At 73.9% G+C, this 22,904-nt stretch carries 19 protein-coding genes; 16 read left to right on the plus strand and 3 right to left on the minus strand.

Annotation, left to right across the window (positions count from 1 at the left end; translation table 11 throughout):
- The first annotated feature begins 33 nt into the window (after window positions 1-33).
- The 11 genes from LX15_RS13735 (at window position 34) to LX15_RS13785 (ending at window position 15,067) form a co-directional block, all read left to right on the plus strand.
- Window positions 34-570 (plus strand): SET domain-containing protein-lysine N-methyltransferase, encoded by a 537-nt coding sequence (locus LX15_RS13735; RefSeq protein WP_253669954.1) that lies wholly within the window; start codon window positions 34-36, stop codon window positions 568-570.
- Entirely contained in the window at window positions 563-2,302 is a 1,740-nt protein-coding gene (locus tag LX15_RS13740) for a 5-guanidino-2-oxopentanoate decarboxylase (RefSeq protein WP_253669955.1), read from the plus strand. The genes LX15_RS13735 and LX15_RS13740 overlap by 8 nt, the downstream gene beginning before the upstream one ends.
- A 4-nt stretch (window positions 2,303-2,306) precedes the next feature.
- Entirely contained in the window at window positions 2,307-3,575 is a 1,269-nt protein-coding gene (locus tag LX15_RS13745) for a Glu/Leu/Phe/Val dehydrogenase dimerization domain-containing protein (protein WP_253669956.1), read from the plus strand.
- Window positions 3,576-3,697: 122 nt separating this feature from the next.
- Window positions 3,698-4,450: a GAP family protein gene (locus tag LX15_RS13750; protein WP_253669957.1), complete on the plus strand. Its 753-nt coding sequence runs from the start codon at window positions 3,698-3,700 to the stop codon at window positions 4,448-4,450.
- 130 nt (window positions 4,451-4,580) lie between these two features.
- Window positions 4,581-5,282 (plus strand): 3-oxoacyl-ACP reductase FabG, encoded by a 702-nt coding sequence (gene fabG / locus LX15_RS13755; RefSeq protein WP_253669958.1) that lies wholly within the window; start codon window positions 4,581-4,583, stop codon window positions 5,280-5,282.
- 1 nt (window position 5,283) lies between these two features.
- Window positions 5,284-6,066: an enoyl-ACP reductase FabI gene (fabI, locus tag LX15_RS13760; RefSeq protein WP_253669959.1), complete on the plus strand. Its 783-nt coding sequence runs from the start codon at window positions 5,284-5,286 to the stop codon at window positions 6,064-6,066.
- Complete coding sequence (locus LX15_RS13765) at window positions 6,056-6,583, plus strand: MaoC family dehydratase (RefSeq protein ID WP_253669960.1); 528 nt, start codon at window positions 6,056-6,058, stop codon at window positions 6,581-6,583. Before fabI ends, LX15_RS13765 begins: the two co-directional genes overlap by 11 nt.
- A gap of 2 nt (window positions 6,584-6,585) precedes the next feature.
- The gene (locus tag LX15_RS13770) at window positions 6,586-7,983 is read left to right on the plus strand and encodes an MFS transporter (protein ID WP_253669961.1); all 1,398 of its coding nucleotides are present in this window, start codon (window positions 6,586-6,588) and stop codon (window positions 7,981-7,983) included.
- Window positions 7,984-7,990: 7 nt separating this feature from the next.
- Window positions 7,991-8,710 carry a flavoprotein gene (locus LX15_RS13775; protein ID WP_253669962.1) on the plus strand — a complete coding sequence of 240 codons (720 nt, stop codon included), beginning with the start codon at window positions 7,991-7,993 and terminating at the stop codon, window positions 8,708-8,710.
- Complete coding sequence (locus LX15_RS13780; protein WP_253669963.1) at window positions 8,697-14,147, plus strand: type I polyketide synthase; 5,451 nt, start codon at window positions 8,697-8,699, stop codon at window positions 14,145-14,147. The genes LX15_RS13775 and LX15_RS13780 overlap by 14 nt, the downstream gene beginning before the upstream one ends.
- A gap of 11 nt (window positions 14,148-14,158) precedes the next feature.
- Window positions 14,159-15,067, plus strand: coding sequence for a phytanoyl-CoA dioxygenase family protein (locus LX15_RS13785; protein WP_253669964.1), 909 nt, complete (start codon window positions 14,159-14,161; stop codon window positions 15,065-15,067).
- Between the two features lie 195 nt (window positions 15,068-15,262).
- On the opposite strand, the gene LX15_RS13790 is transcribed toward LX15_RS13785, so the two are convergent.
- Window positions 15,263-15,697 (minus strand): DUF8711 family protein, encoded by a 435-nt coding sequence (locus tag LX15_RS13790; RefSeq protein ID WP_253669965.1) that lies wholly within the window; start codon window positions 15,695-15,697, stop codon window positions 15,263-15,265.
- A 386-nt stretch (window positions 15,698-16,083) separates the two neighbouring features.
- Between LX15_RS13790 and LX15_RS13795 the strand changes: the two genes are divergently transcribed.
- Window positions 16,084-17,373, plus strand: a complete 1,290-nt coding sequence (locus tag LX15_RS13795) for a sensor histidine kinase (RefSeq protein WP_253669966.1) — start codon at window positions 16,084-16,086, stop codon at window positions 17,371-17,373.
- Complete coding sequence (locus LX15_RS13800) at window positions 17,370-18,035, plus strand: sigma-70 family RNA polymerase sigma factor (protein ID WP_253669967.1); 666 nt, start codon at window positions 17,370-17,372, stop codon at window positions 18,033-18,035. The genes LX15_RS13795 and LX15_RS13800 overlap by 4 nt, the downstream gene beginning before the upstream one ends.
- A gap of 106 nt (window positions 18,036-18,141) precedes the next feature.
- On the opposite strand, the gene LX15_RS13805 is transcribed toward LX15_RS13800, so the two are convergent.
- Both LX15_RS13805 and LX15_RS13810 read right to left on the minus strand, forming a co-directional pair.
- Window positions 18,142-18,786, minus strand: coding sequence for a protein-L-isoaspartate(D-aspartate) O-methyltransferase (locus tag LX15_RS13805; RefSeq protein ID WP_253669968.1), 645 nt, complete (start codon window positions 18,784-18,786; stop codon window positions 18,142-18,144).
- Between the two features lie 204 nt (window positions 18,787-18,990).
- Window positions 18,991-19,152, minus strand: a complete 162-nt coding sequence (locus LX15_RS13810) for a hypothetical protein (protein WP_253669969.1) — start codon at window positions 19,150-19,152, stop codon at window positions 18,991-18,993.
- Between the two features lie 393 nt (window positions 19,153-19,545).
- On the opposite strand from LX15_RS13810, the gene LX15_RS13815 reads away from it, so the two are divergent.
- From LX15_RS13815 to LX15_RS13825, 3 genes are read left to right on the plus strand one after another with little or no spacing between them, the layout of a single operon-like run.
- The gene (locus LX15_RS13815; protein ID WP_253669970.1) at window positions 19,546-20,202 is read left to right on the plus strand and encodes a cupin domain-containing protein; all 657 of its coding nucleotides are present in this window, start codon (window positions 19,546-19,548) and stop codon (window positions 20,200-20,202) included.
- A gap of 39 nt (window positions 20,203-20,241) precedes the next feature.
- Complete coding sequence (locus LX15_RS13820) at window positions 20,242-21,516, plus strand: Nramp family divalent metal transporter (RefSeq protein ID WP_253669971.1); 1,275 nt, start codon at window positions 20,242-20,244, stop codon at window positions 21,514-21,516.
- A 59-nt stretch (window positions 21,517-21,575) separates the two neighbouring features.
- Window positions 21,576-22,421: a LysR family transcriptional regulator gene (locus LX15_RS13825; RefSeq protein ID WP_253669972.1), complete on the plus strand. Its 846-nt coding sequence runs from the start codon at window positions 21,576-21,578 to the stop codon at window positions 22,419-22,421.
- The last annotated feature ends 483 nt before the right edge of the window (window positions 22,422-22,904 follow it).

The following is a 22,904-nucleotide window of genomic DNA, read 5'->3' on the forward strand; positions in this document are numbered from 1 at the left end:
GCGCGCCGGCTGCCCCGAGAGGAAGGAACGAACGTGTCGCTGACTGGGGACGTCGCCTCCACCGCGGTGGTGGCCGACGGGTGCATGTCCGGCCTCGGGTTGAGGGCCGCCGTCGCGCTGCGCGCCGGCGCGGTGCTGCTGGACCTCGCCGAGTGCGCGGTGGCCGAGCGACCGACCATCCACACTGTCCAGACCGGAGTGGACGAACACGTCGACGGGCCGACCATCCGGTACCTCAACCACTCCTGCGCGCCCAACACCCACATCGACGTCGCCGCCGGCAAGGTCGTGGCGCTGCGGCCCATCGAGGTGGGCGAGGAGCTGACGTTCTTCTACCCGTCCACCGAGTGGGAGATGGTCGGGCCGTTCGTCTGCCAGTGCGGCACGCCCGACTGCATCCGCCTGGTGACCGGGGCCAAGGAGCTGTCCGAGGACGTGCTGGGCCGCTACCGGCTCAACGAGCACATCCTCGCCCTGCTGGCCCGGCGGGACCGCGACGGCGGACACGCCGCGTCCGACGCCGGCCAGGTGGCCAGCCTGGCCAGCAAGGCGTGCGGCGACCATGACTGACGGCGCCGGCGTCCGCGTCGCCCCCTCGGCCCGGCCTCCCCTCGGGGACCGGGCCGACGGGGGCGCGCCCGCGTCGGTGACCGGGGGCCGGGCCGTGGTCGCCGCGCTGGCCGAGCACGGCGTCGAGGTGGTGTTCGGCATCCCCGGCACCCACAACCTGGAGATCTACCGGCACCTGCCGGGCTCCGGCATCCGGGTGGTGACCCCGCGCCACGAGCAGGGCGCCGGCTACGCGGCGGACGGCTACGCGCGGGTGACCGGCCGGCCGGGCGTCGTGCTGACCACCACCGGGCCGGCGTTGCTCAACGCGGCCACCGCCGCCGGCGTGGCCTACGCGGACTCGGTGCCGGTGCTGCTGGTCTCGCCGGGCATGCCGCGTTCGCACGTGCCGGGCTCCGGCGAGCTGCACGAGGTGAAGGACCAGAGCGGGGCGATGGCGGCGATCTGCGCCAGCAGCCACCGGGTGCGGTCCGTGGCCGAGATCCACCGCGTCGTCGACGACTTCATGGCCGAGGTCCGGGACGGCCGGCCCCGACCGGTCCACCTGGAGGTGCCGCTGGACGTGCTGGAGACGCCGGCGCGGCCGGCGCCCCGCCTGGGGGTGGCCCGTCCGCCGCGTCCCGCGCCCAGCGACGACGCCGTGCGGAGGGCGGCGGCCACGCTCGTCGGCGCGCGCAGCCCGGTGATCATCGCGGGCGGCGGGGCCCGAGGGGCGGCGGCCGACCTCGTCGTCCTGGCCGAGCTGCTCGGCGCGCCCGTGCTGACCACGGCCAACGGCAAGGGGACCGTGCCGGAGCACCACCCGCTGTCGGTGGGGGCCGTGCTGCACCTCGCCGCGACCAGGGAGCTGCTGGCCGCGGCGGACGTCGTGCTCGCCGTCGGCACTGAACTGTCCACAACGGACTTCTGGGCCGGGCCGCCCGAGCTGCCCGGCTCGCTCGTGCGGGTCGACGTCGACGTCGACCAGACCCGACGCCCCGTGATCCCCACCCACCCGCTGGTCGGCGACGCGGGTGAGGTCGTGGGCCGGCTCCTCGCCGCGGCCCGCGAGCTGACGGCGCGCGCGTCGTCGGCGGGACGGCCGTCGGGGGGAGGACCGTCGGGGGGAGGGCGGAACTACGTCCCGAGGACGATTGACACGCTCCCGCGCCCGTTCCACGATCCCCGGGTGTCGGCGATCAAGGAGGAGTCGGTCAGGGCGGCCGCCCGCTGGGACCACGTCGTGCCCGCGCTGCGCCGCGCCCTGCCCGACGACGCCGTCCTCGTCGGCGACACCTCGATGGCCTGCTACCACGGCGCCCTCGCCGAGTTCCGCGTGCCGGGGCCGGGCAGTTTCCTCGTCCCCACCGGCTTCGCCACCCTCGGCTACGCGTTGCCGGCCGCCATCGGAGCGTCGGTGGGCGCGCCCGGCCGCGCCGTCGCGGCCCTCACCGGCGACGGCGCCTTCCAGTTCAGCCTGACCGAGTTGGCCACCGCCGTGGAGATGGGCCTGCCGCTGCCCGTGGTGGTCGTGGACAACGGCGGGTACGGCGTGCTGCGCGAGGAGATGCGGGAGCGCGGGATCACGCCGACCGGCGTGGACCTGCGCGGGCCGGACTTCGTCGCCCTGGCCGGGGCCTACGGCGCGCGCGGGGTCGCGGCGACGACCGCGCCCGAGGTGGAGCGCGCCGTGCGCGAGGCGTTGGAGGCGGACGTGCCCACCGTGGTCGTCGTGCCGGAGAAGGTGGCGTGAGACCGTGACAGGACCGGAGACCAGGACCGACCCGTCGCCAGGGCCGGTCGCCCCCCGAGCGCTCGCGCGCCGCGCCGAGCCGTACCTCACGGTGACCTGGACCGACGACGTGACCGGGGCGCGGGGGCACCTCGTGCTGGACCAGGTGGTGGGCGGGGTCGCCAGCGGCGGCCTGCGGATGCGGCCCGGCTGCACGCTGGAGGAGGTCGTCGACCTCGCCAGGACGATGACGCTGAAGGAGGCGCTGGCCTACCGCCCCGGTGACCGTTACGTGCCCTTCGGCGGCGGGAAGGGCGGGATCGACTTCGACCCGCGCCACCCCGAGGCCAGGGCCGTGCTGGGCCGGTTCCTGCACGCGGTGCGGCCGATGCTGGAGCGGCGCTGGGCGTTCGGCGAGGACCTCGGGGTTCGTCAGTCCACATTGGACGAGATCGCGACCGAGATGGGGCTGCGGTCCACTGTGGACCCGGCACTGGCGCACGTCCCCGACGGCGCCGAGGCCGGGCTCGACCGCCTCGCCCGCGCGTTCGCCGTCGACGTGGGCGGCGTCGGCTTGGGCGACCTCGTCGGCGGCCACGGCGTCGCCACCGCCGCGCTGGCGGCGTTACGGCACCGCGGCGAGCGGCCCGAGGGCCGGACCGCCGTCGTGCAGGGCTTCGGCTCGATCGGCGGCGCCGCCGCCCGGTATCTGGCCGAGGCCGGGGTCCTGGTCGTCGGGATCGCGGACGAGCGCGGCCTGGTGGTCAACCAGGACGGGCTCGACGTCGAACACCTCCTGCGCACCAGGGACGCGCACGGCGTGCTCGACCGCTCCGCCCTGCGGGCCGGAGACCACGAGCTGCCCAGGGACGCGTGGCTGGGCCTCCCCGCCGACGTCCTGGTCACCGCCGCCGTCTCCTACGCCGTGGACGCGCGCAACCAGGCCGACGTCGTCGCCCGCTATCTCGTGGAGGGCGCCAACGTGTCGGTCTCGGCCGAGGCCGAACGCGCGTTGCTCGACAGGGGCGTGGTCGTCGTCCCCGACTTCGTCGCCAACTGCGCGGCGAACTGCTGGTGGTGGTGGACGTTGTTCGGCGACGTCGAGCCCACCGCCGAGAGCGCCTTCGCCAGGATCGCCGAGACGCTGGGCGGCCTGGTGGACCGCGTGCTCACCGACGCCGCCGCGCGGGGCGTCAGCCCCCGCAGGGCGGCGGTCGACCTCGCCGAGCACAACCTGGAGTCGTTGCTGCGCTGGGAGGTGGACCGTGCGAAGACCCGCGTCGACCGCACCTGACCGCGTCGCACGTTGATCGAGGCGACGCCGGGGGCGCGGACGGCCGCGCGCCCGGCGTCGCTGTTGACCGGCGCCACCGCGCACCACCACCGGCGCGCGGGGCGCCACTGGTGGAGGACTCAATGCTCGGCCTGCTCGCCGGCGTCTTCGCTCTCGCGTTGGTTGACAGCATCAACCCGTCGGCCTTCGCGGTGACGATCTACCTGTTGTTGGCCACCCGACGCCCGACGAGCCGGGTCCTGGCCTACGTCACGGGCATCTTCGTCGCCTACTTCACCGTGGGCCTGCTGCTCGTGCTCGGCCTGGACGTGCTCAAGGCGAAGTTCAGCGGCTACCTCGACGGGCCGGTGGCCTACGGCATCCAGGGCGTCGTCGGCGCGGTCCTGCTGTACTACAGCTTCTACCCGCCGGGCGGGAAGAACAAGAAGCCCAAGGACCGCACGCCCCGCTCGCTCAACCACGTCGCCATCTTCGGGCTCGGCCTGCTGATCTCGTTGGTGGAGTTCAGCACCGCGTTCCCCTACCTCGGCGCGATCGGCATGATCAGCACCTCCGGTCTGCCGATGGTGCAGTGGCTGCCGGTGCTGGTCATCTACAACCTGATCATGATCGTGCCGCCGCTGCTGATGCTGGTGGCCTACAAGCTGATGGGCGAGCGGATCAGGGGCCGGCTGGAGCGGATGCGCGACAAGATCCGCGAGGGCAGCAGGGACACCATGCTGTGGATCATCGGCATCGTGGGCTTCTTCCTGCTCGCCAACTGCCTCTACCACTTCAAGTTCTTCGGGATGATCGACGTGCCCGACGAGGGCGGGATCAGGTTCGGCGGCGTGCAGGTCCCGGTCGGGGCCGTGCTCGCCGTGCTGGGCGGCTAGCCCGCGCCGACCCCGGTGGGCGCGGCGCCGCGCGCCATGCCCGCGCCCACCGGGCCACCACCGGCCGGCCGTCGGCCCGACGCCAACCGGTGTCTCGTGACGTTCTTCTCTTCTGGGGGTTCAGCACGCCATGGCAGTCGTCCTGGTGACCGGTGGCAACCGGGGAATCGGCCTCGCGATCGCGCGGCGCTTCGCCGCCGCCGGCGACGCGGTGGCGGTGACCTACCGCGACACCCCGCCCGAGGGGCCGTTCCTCCCGGTGCGCTGCGACGTCACCGACCTCGACCAGGTCGAGTCGGCCTATGCCACCGTGGAGAAGGAGCTGGGGCCGGTCGAGGTCCTGGTCGCCAACGCCGGCATCGTCCGGGACCGGCTGATGGCGGTGATGAGCCAGGAGGACTTCGACGTCGTCCTCGACACCAACCTCACCGGGGTCTTCCGGGTCACCCGCCGCGCCCTGCGGAACATGCTGCGGCAGCGGCGCGGGCGCGTCGTGCTGGTCTCCTCCACCGCCGGGCTCAGCGGGTCACCGGGCCAGACCAACTACGCGGCGGCCAAGGCGGGCCTGGTCGGCCTCGCCCGGTCCCTGGCCCGCGAGGTCGGCGGCAGGGGGATCACCGTCAACGTGCTCGCGCCGGGCTGGGTGAGCACGGACATGACGGCGGGGATGAGCGAGGCGGACCGCGCCGCGAGCGCGGCCGAGGTGCCCCTCGGCCGGTTCGGCACGCCCGAGGAGGTCGCCGAGGTCGCCTACTTCCTCGGCTCGCCGGCCGCCGCCTACGTCACCGGCGCGGTCGTCCCCGTCGACGGCGGACTCGGCATGGGGCACTGACATGGGCATGCTGGACGGCAAGAAGCTGCTGGTCACCGGGATCATCACCCGCTCGTCGATCGCCTACCACGCGGCGCGGATGGCGCAGGAGGAGGGCGCGGAGCTGGTGCTGACCGGCTACGGCCGGCTCAGCCTGGTGGAACGGCTCGCGGCGCGGCTGCCGCGCCCCGCGCCCGTGCTGGAACTCGACGTCACCAACCAGGACCACCTGGACACGCTCGCGGAGCGGGTCGGGGAGCACACCGACCGGCTGGACGGCGTGCTGCACTCGATCGCCTACGCCCCGCCGACGGCGCTCAGCGGGAACTTCCTGCGGGCGCGGTGGGAGGACGTCTCCACCGCGTTCCACGTCTCCACCTACTCGTTCCAGGCGGTGTCGGTGGCCTGCCTGCCGCTGCTGTCCTCGGGCGGGTCCGTGGTGGGGCTGAGCTTCGACAGCGCCCGCACCTGGTCCGGCTACGACTGGATGGGCGTGGCCAAGGCGGGGCTGGAGTCCTGCGCCCGCTACCTGGCGCGGGACCTGGGGCCGAACCGGATCCGGGTCAACATCGTCGTCTCCGGTCCACTGCGGACGGTCGCGGCCCGCAACATCTACGGCGCCGACGGCACCGACACCTACGGCGAGTTCGAGCCGTGGTGGGACCGGCAGGCCCCGCTGGGCTGGGACCCCGCCGACCCCGAGCCGACCGCGCGCGCCTGCCTGGTGCTGCTGTCCGACCTGCTGCCCGCGACCACCGGGTCGCTGCTCTACGTGGACGGAGGGACGCACTTCAATGGCGTCTGACCCGAACCCCCGCATCCTGTCCACTGTGGACGAACTTCTGGGGGCCGTCGGCGAGCGCCTCGGCTCGTCCCGCTGGCACGAGGTGACCCAACGACAGGTCGACCTGTTCGCCGAGGCCACCGGGGACCACCAGTGGATCCACGTCGACCCCGAGCGCGCGGCCGGCGGCCCCTACGGCGGCACGATCGCGCACGGGTTCCTGACGCTGTCGCTGATCCCCACGCTGGTCGACGACGTGTACCGCGTCCCGACCGCCGAGCTGGAGATCAACCACCGGGTCGACGCCGTGCGGTTCCGCGCCCCGGTCCCGGTCGGCTCCCGGGTCCGCGCCACGGCCACCCTCGCGTCGGCGCGGCGCCGGCCGCGCGGGTTCGTCGAGGTCGTGCTCGCGGTGACCGTCGAGGTCGAGGGCGGCGGCGTCGCCTGCACGGCGGAGACCACCAGCCTCGTGCGGTTCCCCGACCCAGCCGACCCAGCCGACCCGGCAGACCCGGCCGACCCGGGTGGGACGGACTGACCGTGCCGACCGTCCCCGGGGTGCGGGTCGACCGGGCGGAGCCCACCGGCCGGTGGGCTCCGTTGCTCCTGCTGGAGTCCTCGACCCTGCTCACCGGCACCGCCAACGGGATCATCACCCTGACGGTGCCGTGGCTGGTGCTGGACCGCACCGGCAGCGCGGCGGCCGCCGGGCTGGTCGCCGCGGCCACGACCGCCCCCATGATCCTCGCCGTCCTGTTCGCGGGCACCGCCGTGGACATGCTCGGCCGGCGGCGCGCCGCGACCGTGTGCGAACTGCTGTCCGCCGTGGCCGTGCTGGGCATGACGGCCGTGGACGCCTGGCTCGGCCCCGACGTCCTGTGGCTGGTCGTGCTCAGCGTGCTGCGCGCGTCGCTGGTGCAGGTGGGGGTCACCGCGCGGGAGGCGATGCTGCCCGCCGTCGCCGGCCGCCTCGGCTGGGGCCTGGAACGGATCAACGGCCTGCACCAGGGCGTGTGGGGGCTGACGATGCTGGCCGGGCCGGGGCTGGCCGGCGTGGTCGTCGGCGCGTTCGGCGCCGCCGCGACGCTGCCCGTGGTCGCCGCCGCCTACCTGGTCTCCGCCGTCACCGCCGCGTTGATCCGCGTGCCGAGGGCCGGCGCGCCGACCTTGGACGAGCGGCCGAGGGGCCTGTGGCGCGCGACCAGGGAGGGCCTGGTGTTCGTGTGGCGGGACCGCCTGCTGCGGGCGATCGTCCTGCTGTCCTTCCCGATCTTCGCGGCCTACCTGCCGATCGAGGGCGTCGTGCTGCCCGCCCACTTCCAGGCGCGGGGCGAGCCGGAACGCCTCGGCGCGCTGGTGCTGGCGATGAGCGCCGGCGGCATCCTCGGCACCCTCGGCTACGGCGCGCTGGCCCACCGGTTCCGGCGGCGGACGGCGTTCGTGGCCGCCTGCGTCGCGAGCGGGGTGACCGTGCTGGGCATGGCGTTCCTGCCCTCGTACTCCGTGCTGGTGGCGCTGGGCGCGGTCAGCGGTCTGGTCTACGGGCCGATCAACCCCCTGCTGCACCTGGCGATGCAGACCAGGACGCCCGAGCGCCTGCGGGGGCGGGTGTTGGGCGTGGTCAACGCCGTGGCGTACTCGGCGGGCCCGCTCGGCTTCCTGGCCGTGGGGCCGTTGGTCGAGTCCTTCGGCGTCGGGCCGGTGTTCCTCGGGCTGGCCGTCGCCCTGCTGCTGGTCACGACGGCCGCCGTCGCGGTCCGGCCGTTGGCGGAGCTGGACGCCCCGCACGCGGCGACGCCCGCCGAGTCACCGGACGGCACCCCCGAGCCGCCGGACGGCACCGCCGAGCCGCCGGACGGCACCGCCGAGCCACCGGACGGCACCGCCGGCGCCGCCTCCCAGGACATGGCACCAACCGCGTCAGGAAAGGACGGGTGAGGTCCGCGTGACCGACAACGACTCCGCGACGGGGAAGGCGATGCCGAAAGCGGTGGCGCGACCACCCAAGGGAGCCCCGCAGAGCCTGCCGCTGCCGAGGGGGCAGCTCGTGCTCGTCGGGTGCGGCGCGTTCGCGGTGACGCAGTTGCCGAACCTGGCCGTCGTGCTGCGCCGCTGGTACGGCTGCCGCATCCGGGCCTGTCTCACCGACGCCGGCTCCCGGCTGGTCGCCAGGGACGCGCTCGCCGCCGCGACCGGCTCGCCGGTGTGGGGGCCGCACTGGCCGACCGACCAGGGCATGGTCCCGCACAAGGAGCTGGCCGACTGGGCCGACATGGTGATCGTCGCCCCCGCCACGGCGAACTTCGTGGCCAAGGCGGCGCACGGCATCGCCGACAGCCTCGCGCTGAGCGTGGTGACCGGCACGGCCGCGCCGGTGTTCGTCGCGCCCGCCTACTCCGAGCACGCCTTCGCCCGCCCGTCGACCGCGCGGAACCTGCGGCTGCTGGAGGAGGAGGGCTACCACGTCGTGCCGACCGAGCGCGCCGTGTCCGTCCACAACGGACGCGTCGCCGAGGGTGGCATGGCGAGCATGACCTCGCTGCTGGGTTTCATCGGCCGCGTCACGTCCACGATGGACGGTGGGGACGAGCCACGTGGGGAGGGGCCGGCGCGCGCCGGCCATGGGCTGGACGAGGAAGGGGCGAGAGTCGATGGGACACGGTGACCCCAGGGACCAGGACGTCGCGATCGTGGGGATGGCGTGCCGGTTCCCCGGCGCGCGGAACCGGGACGAGTTCCTGCGCCTGCTGACCGAGGGCGCCGACGCGGTCGGCGAGCTGCCGGCGAAGCGGTGGGAGCTGGGCGCGTGGTGGGAGACCGACCCGGACGCGGGGGACAGCCCGCCGTACCGGTGGGGCGGCTTCCTCGACGACGTCGAGATGTTCGACTCGGGCTTCTTCCGGGTCTCCCCGGCGCGGGCCGACCGGATGGACCCGCAGCAGCGGCTGCTGCTGGAGACCTCGTGGGAGGCGTTCGAGGACGCGGGCTGGCGTCCCGAGGACCTGGCGGGCAGCGCCACCGGCGTGTTCGTCGGGGTCTCGACGTTCGACTACGGCACGCTGCTCTACCAGAACCCGGCCACCACCGACGGGTTCGCGCCGCTGGCCTGCCTGTCGGTCACGGCCGCCAACCTCTCCCACTACTACGACCTGCGCGGGCCGAGTCTGGCGGTGGACACCGCGTGCTCGTCCTCGCTGGTGGCGCTGCACCAGGCCGTGCGCAGCCTGCGCGCGGGGGAGTGCGAGCAGGCCCTGGTCTGCGGCAGCAACCTGATCCTGGAGCCGCAGCTCTCGTTGAGCCTGAGCCGGGCCGGCATGCTGTCCAAGGACGGCCGGTGCAAGTCCTTCGGCGCCGGAGCCAACGGCTACGTGCGCGCCGAGGGCGTCGGGGTGCTGCTGCTGCGCCTGCTGTCGGACGCGCGGGCGAAGGGCGACCGGTGCTACGCGCTCGTGCGGGGCACGGCGACCAACCAGGACGGCCGGACCGACGCGATCACCGCGCCCAGCCCGGTCAGCCAGATGGCGGTGATCCGCTCCGCGCTGGCCGACGCCGAGCTGGAGCCGGAGGACATCGACTACGTGGAGTGCCACGGCACGGGCACCGCCATCGGCGACGTCGTGGAGGCCAAGGCGCTGTCCGGCGTCCTGCGGCCCCAGGACGGCACGCCGCGCGAGCCGCTGCCCATCGGCTCGGTGAAGAGCAACATCGGGCACGCCGAGGCGGCCTCGGGCGTGGCCGGCCTGATGAAGGCCGTGCTGATGCTGCACCACCGGCGGTGGTTCAGGACGCTGCACTCGCGGCCGGGCAACCCGGAGATCGACTTCGACGGCCAGGGCCTGCGCCCGGTGGTCGAGGGCGGCGAGTGGCGGGCCGACCACGTCCGGCGGATCGGCCTCAACAGCTTCGGGTTCGGCGGCAGCAACGCGCACGCGGTGATCCAGGAGGCTCCCGCCGAGTTCGCTGCCCCGACGCGGCCGGCCGACGACGCCGGCGGGCGCTGGCCGCTGCTCGTCCCGGTGTCGGCCCGCAGCGCGGAGTCGTTGCGGGGACTGGCGTCCCAACTGGCTGACCACCTCGACGCCGGAGGGGGCGACCCGGCGGAGGTCGCGCACACCCTCGGCGTCCGGCGCTCGCACCACCCGATCCGCGCCGCCGTGACCGCGGTGGACGCCGACGACCTGGTCGGGCAGCTCCGTGCGGTCGCCGAGGCCGAACCGCGCACCACCAACGGCCGCCGGCCGCTGCCCGTGCCGAGGGTCGGGTTCGTGTTCACCGGGCAGGGCAACCAGTTCGCCGGCATGGCCCGTGGCCTGCTCGACACCCACCCCGTCTTCGCCGACGTCGTGCGGCGCTGCGACGAGGTCACCACGGCCGCCCTCGGCTGGAGCGTCAGCGAGCATCTGCGCTCGGGCGCCGCGCTCGACGACACGGCGTTGGCCCAGCCGGCGCTGTTCGCCGTGCAGGCCGGGCTCACCGAGCTGTGGAGGTCGCTGGGCGTCGCCCCGGTCGCCGTCGTCGGGCACAGCTCGGGCGAGGTGGCGGCGGCCTACGCCGCCGGGTGCCTGACGCTGGAGCAGGGCATCCGGCTGTCGCTGGACCGGGGCGCGGCGATGGCGCGCACGGCCGGGATGGGCCGGATGCTCGCCGTCGGGCTGCCGGTCGAGCGGGCGCGGGAGCTGGCCGAGCGGGTCGGTGTGTCCGTCGCGGCCGTGAACGCGCCGAGCAGCACCGTGCTCTCCGGCGACACCGACGCGCTCACCGCGCTCCGGGACCAGCTCCAGGCCGACGCCGTGTTCGCCAGGTTCCTCCCGGCCGCGTACCCGTTCCACAGCCCGATGATGAGTGAGTCCGCCGGCGACCTCGCCGAGCGACTGTCCTATCTGGACACCAGGGCCGGCGACGTCCCGTTCTACTCCACTGTGGACGGAAAGGTCCTGTCGGGAGAGGCGCTGGACGCCGACTACTGGCACCGCAACATGGTCGGCTCGGTGCTGTTCCAGCCGGCCGTGGAGAGCCTGGTGGACGACGGCGTCGACGTGCTGCTGGAGATCGGGCCGGAGCCGGTGCTGTCGCGGGCGGTGCGGGAGACGCTGCGCCAGCGGGGCGAGGACCGCATCGCCGTGCTGAACACGCTGCGCCCGGACGCGGACGACCGCAGGCAGGTGCTCGACACCCTCGCGGAGCTGTACGTGCGGGGCGCCGACGTGGCGTGGGAGGCGCTGTACCCGGAGGGGCGGGTCGTCGCGCTGCCCCCGTACCCGTGGAACCGTCGACGGCACTGGATTCCCCCGCTGCCCGCCGAGGCGCGACGCGACGCGCCGACCCCCAGGGCCGAGACGCCGGCGCCGGAGATCGAGACCCCGGCGCCGGAGGGGCATCCGCTGCTGGGTCAGCGGCTGGAGCTGGCGACGGTGCGCGACGAGCTGATCTGGCAGCACCGCCTGGACACCCGGTGGGTTCCGGAGTTCCTGGACCACGTCGTGGCCGAGACGCCGGTGCTGCCCGGCGTGGCCCACGTCGAGGCGCTGGTCGCCGCCGGGAGGGACCTCGGCCTCGGTGACCGGATCGAGCTGCGGGACGTGGAGTTCCACCAGGTCCTGCTGTTGGACGCGCCCCGACTGCTCCAGGTGACCCTGCGCCCCGACGAGGGCGGCGACGGCGGCTACCGGGCGCAGGTCCACAGCCGCAGGGCTGAGGGCTCCGGCCGCTGGACGCTGCACGCCACCGGCGTCGTCGACACCTGGCGGGACGACAGGGAGGGCGCGACGCCTGATCTGTCCATTGTGGACGACGCAGCTCTGGAGCCCGTGCCGGTGGACGACGTCTACGCGTGGCTGGGCCGGAGCGGTCTGCGTTACGGCCCGCACTTCGCCGGCCTGCGGCGCGCGGCCCGCGCCGAGGGCGCGGCCGTGGGCCTGGCCAGGGTGGAGGACGACCGGGGCTACCACTGCGACCCTCGGCTGCTCGACACCGCGCTCCAGCTCGCGGCGGCGGCCGACGTGCTCAGCGACGCCTCCTCGGCCGGGATCCCGGTCGGCGTCCGGCGCGTCAGGGTGCGCGGACGGCTCAGCCCGGAGGTCACGCTCCAGGTGCGCCTGCGGGGCGAGGGCGACGACCAGACCGTCGACGCTGTCGCCGCCAGCGCCAGCACCGCCAGCACGGCCACCGACGCCGGCGGGTTCTGCGCGATCGAGGGCGTGCGCTTCCACACCCTCACCGCCGGTCCGGGCAGGGCGGCCCGGCGCGGACCCGGCGTGCACGCGCTGGAGTGGCGGGTGAGCGAGCCCCCGGCGCTGCCGGCGTCGGTCGAGCGCGGCATGTGGCTGCTGGTCGCCGACCGGGGCGAACTGGCCAAGCGGCTGGCCGCCGCCCTGCGCGAGCACGGGCAGGAGGTCGTCACCGCGCTGCCGGGCGCCACCTGGTCCTGGCACAACCGCGACGTCGTGGAGTTCGACCCCGAGCGGTCCGAGCAGTACCAACGCCTCGTCGGTGAGGTCGCCGGCGGCGTGAGCCCCCTGCGCGGCGTCGTGTTCCTGTCGCCGGTCGACCTGCCCGGCACCGGCAACCCGTTCGGCGACGACGTGCCGACGACGGCCGAACACCTGACCACCGCGGCCGTCGAGCTGCTCAGGGCCACCGCGACCGCCCCGGTCACCACCAGCCCCTCCGTGTGGGTGGTGACCAGGAACGCCCAACCGGTCCGCGAGGCCGACCCGGCCGTCCAGCCCCACGCCGCGCCGCTGCGCGGCCTGGTGAAGGCGGCCCAGTTCGAGATCCCGACGACACCGGCCCACCACGTCGACCTCGACCCGGCCGCGCCGGCCGAGGAGGCCGTCGACCTGGTCCGCGAGCTGCTGGCCGGCGACGGCGAGGGCGAGGTGGGCCTGCGCGGCGGCCAGCGGTTCACCCACCGCCTCACCGGCGCCCGCCCGGTGGCCCCGCACGCCACGCGCCCGGACCCCGAGGGGGTCTACGTGATCACCGGCGGCACCGGCGGCCTCGGCCTGGCGGTCGCGCGCCGGCTGGTCGAGCGCGGCGCGCGCCGGCTCGCCCTGCTCGCCCGGTCCGCCACCTCGCCCCGGTCCCTGGCCGCCGTCGAGGAGCTGACCGCGCTGGGCGCCGAGGTCGAGCTGCTCGCCGTCGACTGCGCCGACCGCGCCGCGCTGGCCGCCGCGCTCGACACCGCGCGGCGCGACGGCCGTCGCCTGCGCGGCGTCGTGCACGCGGCGGGCGTGCTGCGCGACCAGGCCCTGCTGGGCCTGTCGGGCGAGGCGCTGCGGGAGGTCATGGACGCCAAGGTGCGCGGCGGCTGGAACCTGCACGAGCTGACCGGCGACGACCCGCTGGACTGGTTCGTGCTGTTCTCCAGCGCCGCCTCGGCCGTCGGCTCGCCCGGCCAGGCCAACTACTGCGCCGCCAACGCCTTCCTCGACGCGCTGGCCCACCACCGGAGGGGCGCCGGCCAGGTCGCCCAGTCCGTCAACTGGGGCCCGTGGTCGGGCGTGGGCATGGCGGCGACCGCGTCCGGCGGGGCGGAGGCGCTGGCCGACACGATGCCGGCCATCGCCCCCGAGGACGGCGTCGCGCTGTTCGAGTCGCTGCTGGCCAGCGACGAGCCGCAGGCCGTGGTCCTGCCGTTCGGGGTCGACGAGCTGGTGCGGCTGCACCCCGGTGGGCCGGGGCTGACGCTGCTCGGCGAGCGTCGGGCCCTTCCCGCGCCGGCCGCCCCTGCTCCGGCGGCCCCGGCGCAGCCCGCGCCGGCCACGACGGCCACCGTCACCGCCGCCGGCGCGACCGTGGTGACCGAGGCGCACAAGGCCACCAGCCCCGCCCGGGGCGCGGGCCGTTCGGACGGCCGTTCGGACGACGGCGAGACGCCACGCGACGACGTGGAGGAGGCGATCGCCCAGATCTGGCGGGAGGCGTTCGGCGTCGAGCACGTCGGGGTGCACGAGAGCTTCTTCGACCTCGGCGGCGACTCGGTGTTCGCCTACCAGATCCTCACCCAGGTGGCGCGCCGCTTCGGGGTGACCGTGGACCCGGAGGACGCCTTCCAGGAGTTCACCATCGCCCACCTCGCCCAGCTCGTCGCCAGGAACTGAGAGGAGAGGCCGTGCCACCAGCAGCAACCACGCCCACCGGCGGGGTCGCGGGTGTGCCCCGCTTCGCCGCGCCGCCCGACTGGCCAACCGTGGACGACGCCGTGCTGACCCACGGCGCCGCGGTCGTCACCGGGCTCGTGGACGCCGACCTGCGCGCGCGGTTCAACGCGGAGGTCGACGCGTGGATCGCGGCCCATCCCGGCGCCGACGGGCCGGACAGCGGGTCGCAGCTCTACGACCACTTCCTGGGCACGCGCACCGTGCGGGTCCAGGGGCTGCCGGCGAAGTTCGCCAGCGGCGGCGACGTGGTCGCCCACCCGGAGATCGTGGCCTGGGCCAACCGCATGCTCGCCCCGATCTGCACCAGCGTCCTGCTCAGCGCGGGCGAGATGGTGCAGATCGGGCCGGGGGAGACCCCGCAGTACCTGCACCGCGACACCGACTCGTGGGGCCCGCACCTGCCGAGGGGCGAGCAGCCCTACGTGGTCAACGCGATGATCGCGTTCACCCCGTTCACCGAGCGCAACGGCGCGACCAGGGTGGCGTTGGGCAGCCACCGGTGGGAGGACCCGGCCCGTCGGGCCAAGCCCAGCGAGGTGGTGCTCGCCGTCATGGAGCCCGGCGACGTCCTGTTCTTCCGCTCGGACGTCATCCACGGCGGCGGCCCCAACCGCACCGAGGACGAGGGCCGGCGCGGGGTCGTGCTCAGCTACTGCGCCGGCTGGCTGCGCGCGATGGAGAACAGCGTGCTGTCCGTGCCGCCGGAGGTGGCGCGGCGGTTGCCGGAGCGGGTCACCGACCTGCTCGGCTACTCCGTGCACGACTGGACGGTGGCCAGGGGCGGCCTGCTCGGCGTGGTCGACAACGCCGACCCCCGGCGCCTGCTGCGTTCAGGGTCGTCGATGGAACCCGCCGGTTGAGCCGGAAACGCGTTCGGGCCCCGCGCCATTGGCGCGGGGCCCGAACGCTGGGGGTGGCGTTTCGTCCCGGCAGTGTGGGGGTGGGGGGAGAGAGAACACTGCCGGGACGAAACGCCGGGCGGGGAAAAGGGTCGGTGGTCGGCCGGTTGGTCGTGTCGGTTGTGTCGGGCGTGTTCGCCCCGACGGTCCCGGCCGTCAGTTGGAGTGGCCCAGGCACGCCTTGCGCAGGCGGTTGGCCTGGTCGAATTTCACCTTGTTCCATTCGCCGTAGTCCTTGGGCTGGACCCGCCCCTCGGACACGTCGGTGTAGGCCTGCGCCATCTCGCGCAACGCCTGCTGGAGTTGCGGGTCGCTCGCCTTCCCGGCCAGCTCGCCCAGCTCCCGCGCGGAGTCGCCGGCCTCCCGCGCCGAGCGCTCCGGGCTGCTCTGGACCGGGCTGAAGTTGGACGCCACCAGGGCCTGCGCGCAGATCTTCACCTTGTTCCCGGCCTCGCTGGCCTTGGTCAGCGACGGCGGGGTGACGGCGCCGGAGCCCGCGCCCTGGTCGTCGAGCGCCTTGCAGCCGCCGACGCCGAGCGCCAGCGGAACGCCCAGCAGCACCGCGGCCAGGCCCAGGGAAACGCGCCTCATGTCCTCCCCCTCGTGACGGCGCCGGATTTCGGCGACGCACCGCGACGCACACCTCGCCGCGACAACGGCGACATCAGCACGGTAGGCCGGCGACGAACGGGAACACATCTGGCCGTGGCACGTGCGGAACTAGTTCCCGCGAACTAGCCGGGGCCGCCGGCGTGCCCGAGGAAACGGTGGTGGTGGCCCGTTCGGGAAGAAGATCGATAGGATTTCTGGCCAGAGGTCGGCTTCGGGGTGAAAGATGTTTTTCTTCCCCCTCGGCCGCGACGTGTTGCGGTGTCCCGCGACGGCGGGGCGGCCCGGGTGGGGTGCCGTGGGCGGGGTGCCTCCCGCGCCGCGGCGATCGTGTCGGGGAGGGGACGTGTCGTTGGGGTGGGACGGGGATGGTCGTGACCGGTGACCTGACCGGGCCGCCGGCGCAGCCGGTCACCGGCGACCCCCTCACCCGGCGCGGCCGGGCGTGGATGTCGTGGTTCACCGAGCTGGACCCGTTGCGGCGCACCATGGACGTGTTCGTGGTCGGCCCGGTCCCGCTCGCCGCGCTGTGGGCGCTCACGGCGGCGTGGAACCAGCTCAGCGCGGGCCGGATCGCCCTGGGCATGACGGCGGCGCTGGTCCAGACGATCGCCCTGTGCGGCTACCGGCGCTGGCCGGCCACGGTCATGGTGGTCACGGCGGTCGCGCAGATCGTGTCCGACCTGCTGGTCGCGCAGGGGTTCCTGCTGCTGGGCACGCTCATGGCGACCTACGGCGTCGCCGCGTGGGGCGGGCTGGCGCAACGCGTCATCGGGTTCGCCACCGCGTTGGCCGTGCTCGGCACCAGGGTCGTGGAGACGGCGGTCGTGTCCCCCGCCGGCGGGCCGGGCCTGTTGGACCGGTGGTGGTTCGTCGAACTGGTCTTCTTCTCCCTGGCCTTCTTCGGATTCGGGCTGACCGGACGGGTCGAGGCGGTGCAACGCAACAAGATCTCCGAACTGCACGCGCGTTCCACGAAGCTGGAACGTGAGCGGGCGCTGGCCGAGCAACGGGCCGCCGAGCGGGAACGCGCCTTACTCGCGAGGGAACTGCACGACATCCTCAACCACTCGGTCACCGCGATGGTGCTCGACGCGCAGGCGGGGGCCGAGACCGGCGACTGCGAGGCCGCGCGGGCGACGCTGCACCGGGTGGCCAACACCGGGCGCAACGCCCTGGTCGAGCTGCGGCGGCTGCTCGGCGTGCTGCGGGCCAGCCCCGACGGCCAGCGGCCCAGCCACAACCCCGTCGCCCCTCCGCCGACCCTGGACCAGATCGACCAGCTCGTGGAGAGCCTGCCCGAGGGCGGTCCCCGGGTCACCGTGGAACGGCACGGCACCGTGCGCCCGCTGGACACCAGCGTCGAGTTCGCCGGCTACCGCGTCGTGCAGGAGTCGCTGACGAACGTGGTCAAGCACGCCGGCCCCGTGGACGTGGTGGTGCGGCTGACCTACCTGCCGGACGCGTTGGAGATCGTCGTGCGCAACAGCCGGCCGCCGGAGAACGGCCGGCGGCGCCCGCGCGGCGCCGGCATGGGCACGGGGCTGATCGGGATGCAGGAGCGGGTCGGGTTGCTCGGCGGCGCGCTCAACGCCGGCCCCGCCGAGGACGGGGGTTTCACGGTGTACGCCACCATGCCGTCGGGGAGGATCGAATGACCATCAGGGTGGTCGTGTGTGACGACGAGGAGCTGCTCCGTGAGGCGTTGAGCCGGCTGGTGTCGGTCGCGCCGGACCTGGAGGTGGTCGCGACCGCCGCCGACGGGCAGCAGGCCATCGACGCCGTGGCCCGGTACGCCCCCGACGTGGTGTTGATGGACATCCGGATGCCCGTGCTCGACGGCATCGACGCCACCCGGCGCATCGTGCAGAACCGACGGGGCGAGCACGTGCCGCGCGTGCTCATGCTCACCACCTACGACCTGGACAGCTACGTCTACGCGGCGTTGCAGGCCGGCGCGAGCGGCTTCCTGCTCAAGGACGCGCCCAGCGAGCGGCTCAGGGACGGCATCCGGATCGTGGCCTCCGGCCACTCGATCCTCGCCCCCGAGGCCACCACCCGGATGATCGAGGCGCTCCAGCCGTCGATGCCCAGCGAGGACGACAAGGCGGTCGTGGCCGCCATCCAGTCGCTCACCGAACGCGAGCGCGAGGTGTTCGAGCTGCTCGCCGAGGGGATGGGCAACCAGGAGATCGCCGACCGCCTGCGGATCAGCCGGTACACGGTGAAGGTGCACGTCTCCAACGTGCTGAGCAAGCTCGGCCTGCCCGACCGGGTGCACGCCGTGCTGGCCTGGTCGCGCCTGCGGGGCCGCATCTGACCGGTCCGCCCCGTCCGCCGCTCTCCCGCCGCTCTTCTGACAGGGTTTCCGGCCGTCTCCTGCCCGATCTCCCGCCGCGAGGCGCGTCGGGGCGGCGGAGGAGGCGTCAGGGGCGCTCCGGATAGGCGTGTTCGCCGTAGAGGCGGACGAAGTGCGCGAGAGTGACGAGGCCGCGCTCCCGCAGACCGTGCCGGGTCCGCACGAACAGCGTCACCCGCTCGTACCCGCCGGGGCCGATCGGTTGGACGAGCCGGCCACCGACCCGGAGCTGCGCCACCAACGGCGCCGGAACCTCGGGGAAGGCCGCCGAGACCACCACCGCGTCGTAGGGCGCCCAGTCCGGCGCGCCCCGGGTGCCGTCGCCCACGACCACCAGGACGTTGGCGACGCCCCGCGCGGCGAGGTTGCGGCGCGCGGCCTCAGCGAGGTCCGGCCAGCGTTCGACACTCACCACGTGGGCGGCCAGCCTGGCCAGGACCGCGGTCTGGAAGCCGTAACCGGTGCCGATCTCCAGCACGCGGTGGTCCGCGCGCGGCGCGAGCTGGGAGACCATCCTCGCCACCAGCGAGGGCTGCGTGGTGACCTGCCCGTGCGGAATCGGCACAGGCTCGTCGACGTACGCGCTGTGTCGGTGCTCCGGAGGCACGAATGCGGCTCGCGGCGTCGCACGCAACGCGCCGAGCACACGTTCGTCCGTGACGCCGACGGCCCGCGCGGCGTCGACGAGATCATCTGGTGAGCGGCTCGCCATGGCCCGCTCCCGCCGGACGGGTTCCCCGGCGCGGAAACGCCCTGGGAACGAACGAACCCCAGCATAGGCCGCGCCTTCGCCCGCTCCGACCGTGCGAGGAGCGCCGCCCTCAGGCATGAGGCACCGGCTTCCGGTGTAGCGAGCCAGGAACGCCTCGCCCGGACCGTCGCGTTCCTTCGCGCCGATGCCGTCCCCGCCCCAGTGTCACGCCCGCCCTGACGCCCTCCCCGCCCTGATGTCCCTTTCCGTCCCGATGTCTTCCCTCGCAACGTCCTCTTCGTCTTCTTCTGTCCCAACGTCTTCCTCTGTCTCAACACCTCCTTCTCTCCCAACGTCTTCCTCTCCCAACCTCTTCTTCCCTCCCAACGTCTTCCTCTCCCGGGCGTCTTCTTCGTCCTGATCTCCTCTTCGCCCCGATGTCCTCTTCGTCCCGACGCCTTCTCCTCCCGGTGCCCCGGATACGGGGGTGACGTGCGTCTCGGGACGGTGACAGAATTTGTCGTTCCCGGGGGAGGCTCCCGACGGAGAACGCGACGCCGTCCTGCGACAACGCGGCCACGCGTGTCCGGTTGGCGTGGTTGTCGGGCGCGTTGTCCCGGTTGGCGACTTCGCGCCGAAAGCGCGGTATCGAGACCCGTGATAGTAGTGATCACGCTCCGGAGCCTTCCGTGCGCCCCGCGTCGCCGACACGATGGTGGCAGCCGCCGGGAAAAAGGGCGGAGCAGGAATTCCCCCGACAGCGAGAAAAGGAATGCCGTCATGGTGGAGATGAACCGCAGGAAACTGTTGGGAACGGCGGCCGGCGCCGCGGGGGCCGCCGCCCTCGCCGGGGCGGCGCTCACCCCGGCCGCCCAGGCCGCCGAGAGGCTCCAGGCCCCCTCGGCCCCCAAGCCCGGCCCGCACCCGTACGTGTTCCCGCTGGAGAAGGCGAAGCCCACCACGTTCCCCGGCGGCGACCTGCGCGGCGCGCACGAGGAGGACTTCCCGATCCTCAAGGGGCAGAACGCCTCGGTCTACATGATCCACCTCGACGTGAACGGCGTGCGCGAGCCGCACTGGCACCCCACCGCGTGGGAACTGACCTACATCATGTCGGGGAAGGTGCGCTGGACGATTCTCGGGACGCACCCGACCGGAAAGTACGAGGCGGACACCTTCCAGGCGGAGGCCGGCGATCTGGTGTTCATTCCTCAGGGATTCTTCCACTACTTCGAGAACGCCAGCCAGACCGAGCGCCTCCAGGTCCTCGTCATGTTCAACACCAGCTCGATCGAGCCCAACGACGACATCGGCATCGTCGCCTCGCTCAACGCCATTCCCCGGGACGTGCTCGGCGCGGTGTTCGGGGTGCCCGCCTCGGCCTTCTCCTCGATCCCGGCGGAGGTCAAGCCGATCGTCATCGCGAAGAAGAAGTAACGCGCCAGCGTCGGGGCGCCGGTCGTGGAGGAGGGCTCGATGTCGTCGGTCAGCAGCGTCGCCGTCCCACCGCCCGCCGGCGCCCCGCCCTCGCCGGGCCCGACCACCCGGCTGCGCCGGCTCCGGGCCGGCGCGGCCTCGCTCGGACCCGCGTTCGTGGCGGCCGTGGCCTACGTCGACCCCGGCAACGTCGCCACGAACGCCTCGGCCGGCGCCCGCTACGGCTACCTGCTGGTGTGGGTGGTGGTCGTGGCCAACGCGATGGCCGGCCTCGTGCAGTACCTGTCGGCCAAGCTCGGCCTGGTGACCGGGCGGACCCTGCCCGAGCTGCTCGGCCAGCGGCTGGGCCGGGTCGCCCGCCTGGCGTACTGGGCGCAGGCCGAGCTGGTCGCCGCCGCCACCGACCTGGCTGAGGTGCTCGGCGGGGCGATCGCGTTGCACGTCCTGTTCGGACTGCCCCCGCTGGGCGGCGCGCTCGTCGTCGGCGCGGTGTCCACGGCCCTGCTACTGACCCAGGACCGGGGCGGGCAGCGGCGGTTCGAGCGCGTGGTGATCGGGCTGCTCGCCGTGGTCGCGGTGGGTTTCGTCGCCGGGCTGCTCGTCGCCCCGCCCTCGCCCTCGGCCACCGTGGCCGGGCTGCTGCCCCGGTTCGCCGACTCCGGCAGCGTGCTCCTGGCGACCGGGATCGTCGGCGCGACGGTCATGCCCCACGCGATCTACCTGCACAGCGCGTTGTCCCGCGACCGGTTCGGACACCCCTCCGGTCCCGAACGCCTCCGCCTGCTCGCCGCGACGCGCGTCGACGTGTCCGTCGCGATGACCCTCGCCGGGCTGGTCAACCTCGCGATCCTGCTGCTGGGCGCCAGCGCGTTGGCCGGGTCGTCGGCCGACTCCATCGAGGACGTGCACGCGGCGGTCGGCGGGACGCTGGGCGAGGTGGTGGCGGTGTTGTTCGCGGTGGGCCTGCTGGCCTCGGGCCTGGCGTCCACGTCGGTGGGCTGCTACGCCGGCTCGGTGGTGATGGCGGGACTGCTGCACCGCAGGGTGCCGGTCCTGGTCCGGCGGGTGGTCACGGTCGTGCCCGCGCTGCTGCTGCTCGCCGCCGGCATGGACCCGGACCGCGCGCTGGTCGTCTCCCAGGTGGCGCTGTCCTTCGGCCTGCCGTTCGCCCTGGTGCCCCTGGTGCTGCTGACGGCGCGCCGCTCGGTCCTCGGCGAGCACGCCAACCGCCGCGCCACCACCGCCGCCGCGGTGGTCGTCACCGTGTGTGTGATCACGCTCAACGCCCTGTTGACCTACCTGACCTTCGGCTGAACGGTCCAACGGCGATGCGCTGGGGTGACCGCCCGGTCTGGCCGGTGTATACCGACCCCGTGTTCGATCATGGTCTGCTCCGGTCGTTCCTCGCCGTGGCGGAGACGGGGAGCTTCACCAGGGCCGCCGGCCGGCTGGACCTCCGCCAGTCCACGGTGAGCCAGCACGTGCGTCGGCTGGAGACGGTGGTCGGCAGGGAACTGTTCGTCCGCGACACCCACTCGGTGCGGTTGACCGGCGACGGCGAGGCCATGGTCGGCTTCGCCCGCAACATCCTGGAGGCCCAGGAACGGGCCGCCGCCTACTTCGCCGGACCCGGCCTGCGCGGCAGGGTCCGGTTCGGCGTGTCCGAGGACCTGGTGGTGGGCCGGCTGCCGGAGATCCTCCGGGGGTTCCGCCTGCGCCACCCCCTGGTGGACCTGGAGCTCACCGTCGAGCTGAGCGACGTGCTCACCGGCCGGTTGCGCGCGGGCGACCTCGACCTCGTCTTCGCCAAGCGCCGGCCGGGGGAGGACCACGGCTGGGTGGTCTGGCGCGAGGAGCTGGTGTGGGCGGGAGCCGAGGACCTCCGGCTGGACCCGGCGCAACCCGTGCCCCTGATCGTCTACCCTCCGCCGAGCCACACCCGGCAGCACGCGCTCGACGCCCTGGCCAGGGTGGGCCGCGAGTGGCGGATCGTCTGCACCAGCGGCAGCCTCAACGGCCTGCGCGCGGCGGCGCTGGGCCGGCTCGGCGTCGCGGTCTTCGCCAGGAGCCTGATCCCGGAGGGGCTGGTCGAGGTCGACCCGGAGAACGAGCTGCCGCATCCCGGCGAGGTGGACTTCGTGCTCGCCAGCCGCCGGACCACGATGCGGGAACCGGTCGCGGCGCTGGCCGAGATGATCCAGGCCGCCCGGCCCCACTGACACCGGCTCACCCTGGCGTCGGCTCCACCGCCCGCCTCTCCCCGCGCCGTGTGCTGTCCGCCTCCCGCCCGGGCTTCCTTGCCGCTCGTGGGCCGGATTCTTCTTCCCGGTACCAGCTCTTCCTCTTGGCACCGGATTTCCTCGCGGTGCCGTCTTTCCTTCGTCGTGCCGTCTTTCCTTGGCGGTGCCGGCTCTCTTTTGTGGTACCAGCTCTCCTTGGCGGTGCCGGCTCTCTTTTGTGGTACCAGCTCTCCTTGGCGGTGCCGGCTTTCCTTCATGGCACCGGCTCTCCTTCGTGGTGCCAACCTTCCTTCGTCGTGCCGACTTTCCTTCGTGGTGCCGGCCTTCTTTCGTCGCGCCAGCTTTCCTGCTGCGGGTTCTTCCGCCAGGCTTTTCGCCGTCATACCGGCACTTCTGCCGCCGCGCCCCGCCTTCTCCCACCACCCCCAGGACAGCCCCCACCCGCCCTGGGGGGCGACCCCG

The organism is Streptoalloteichus tenebrarius (assembly GCF_024171885.1).
Classification (GTDB): Bacteria; Actinomycetota; Actinomycetes; order Mycobacteriales; family Pseudonocardiaceae; genus Streptoalloteichus; species Streptoalloteichus tenebrarius.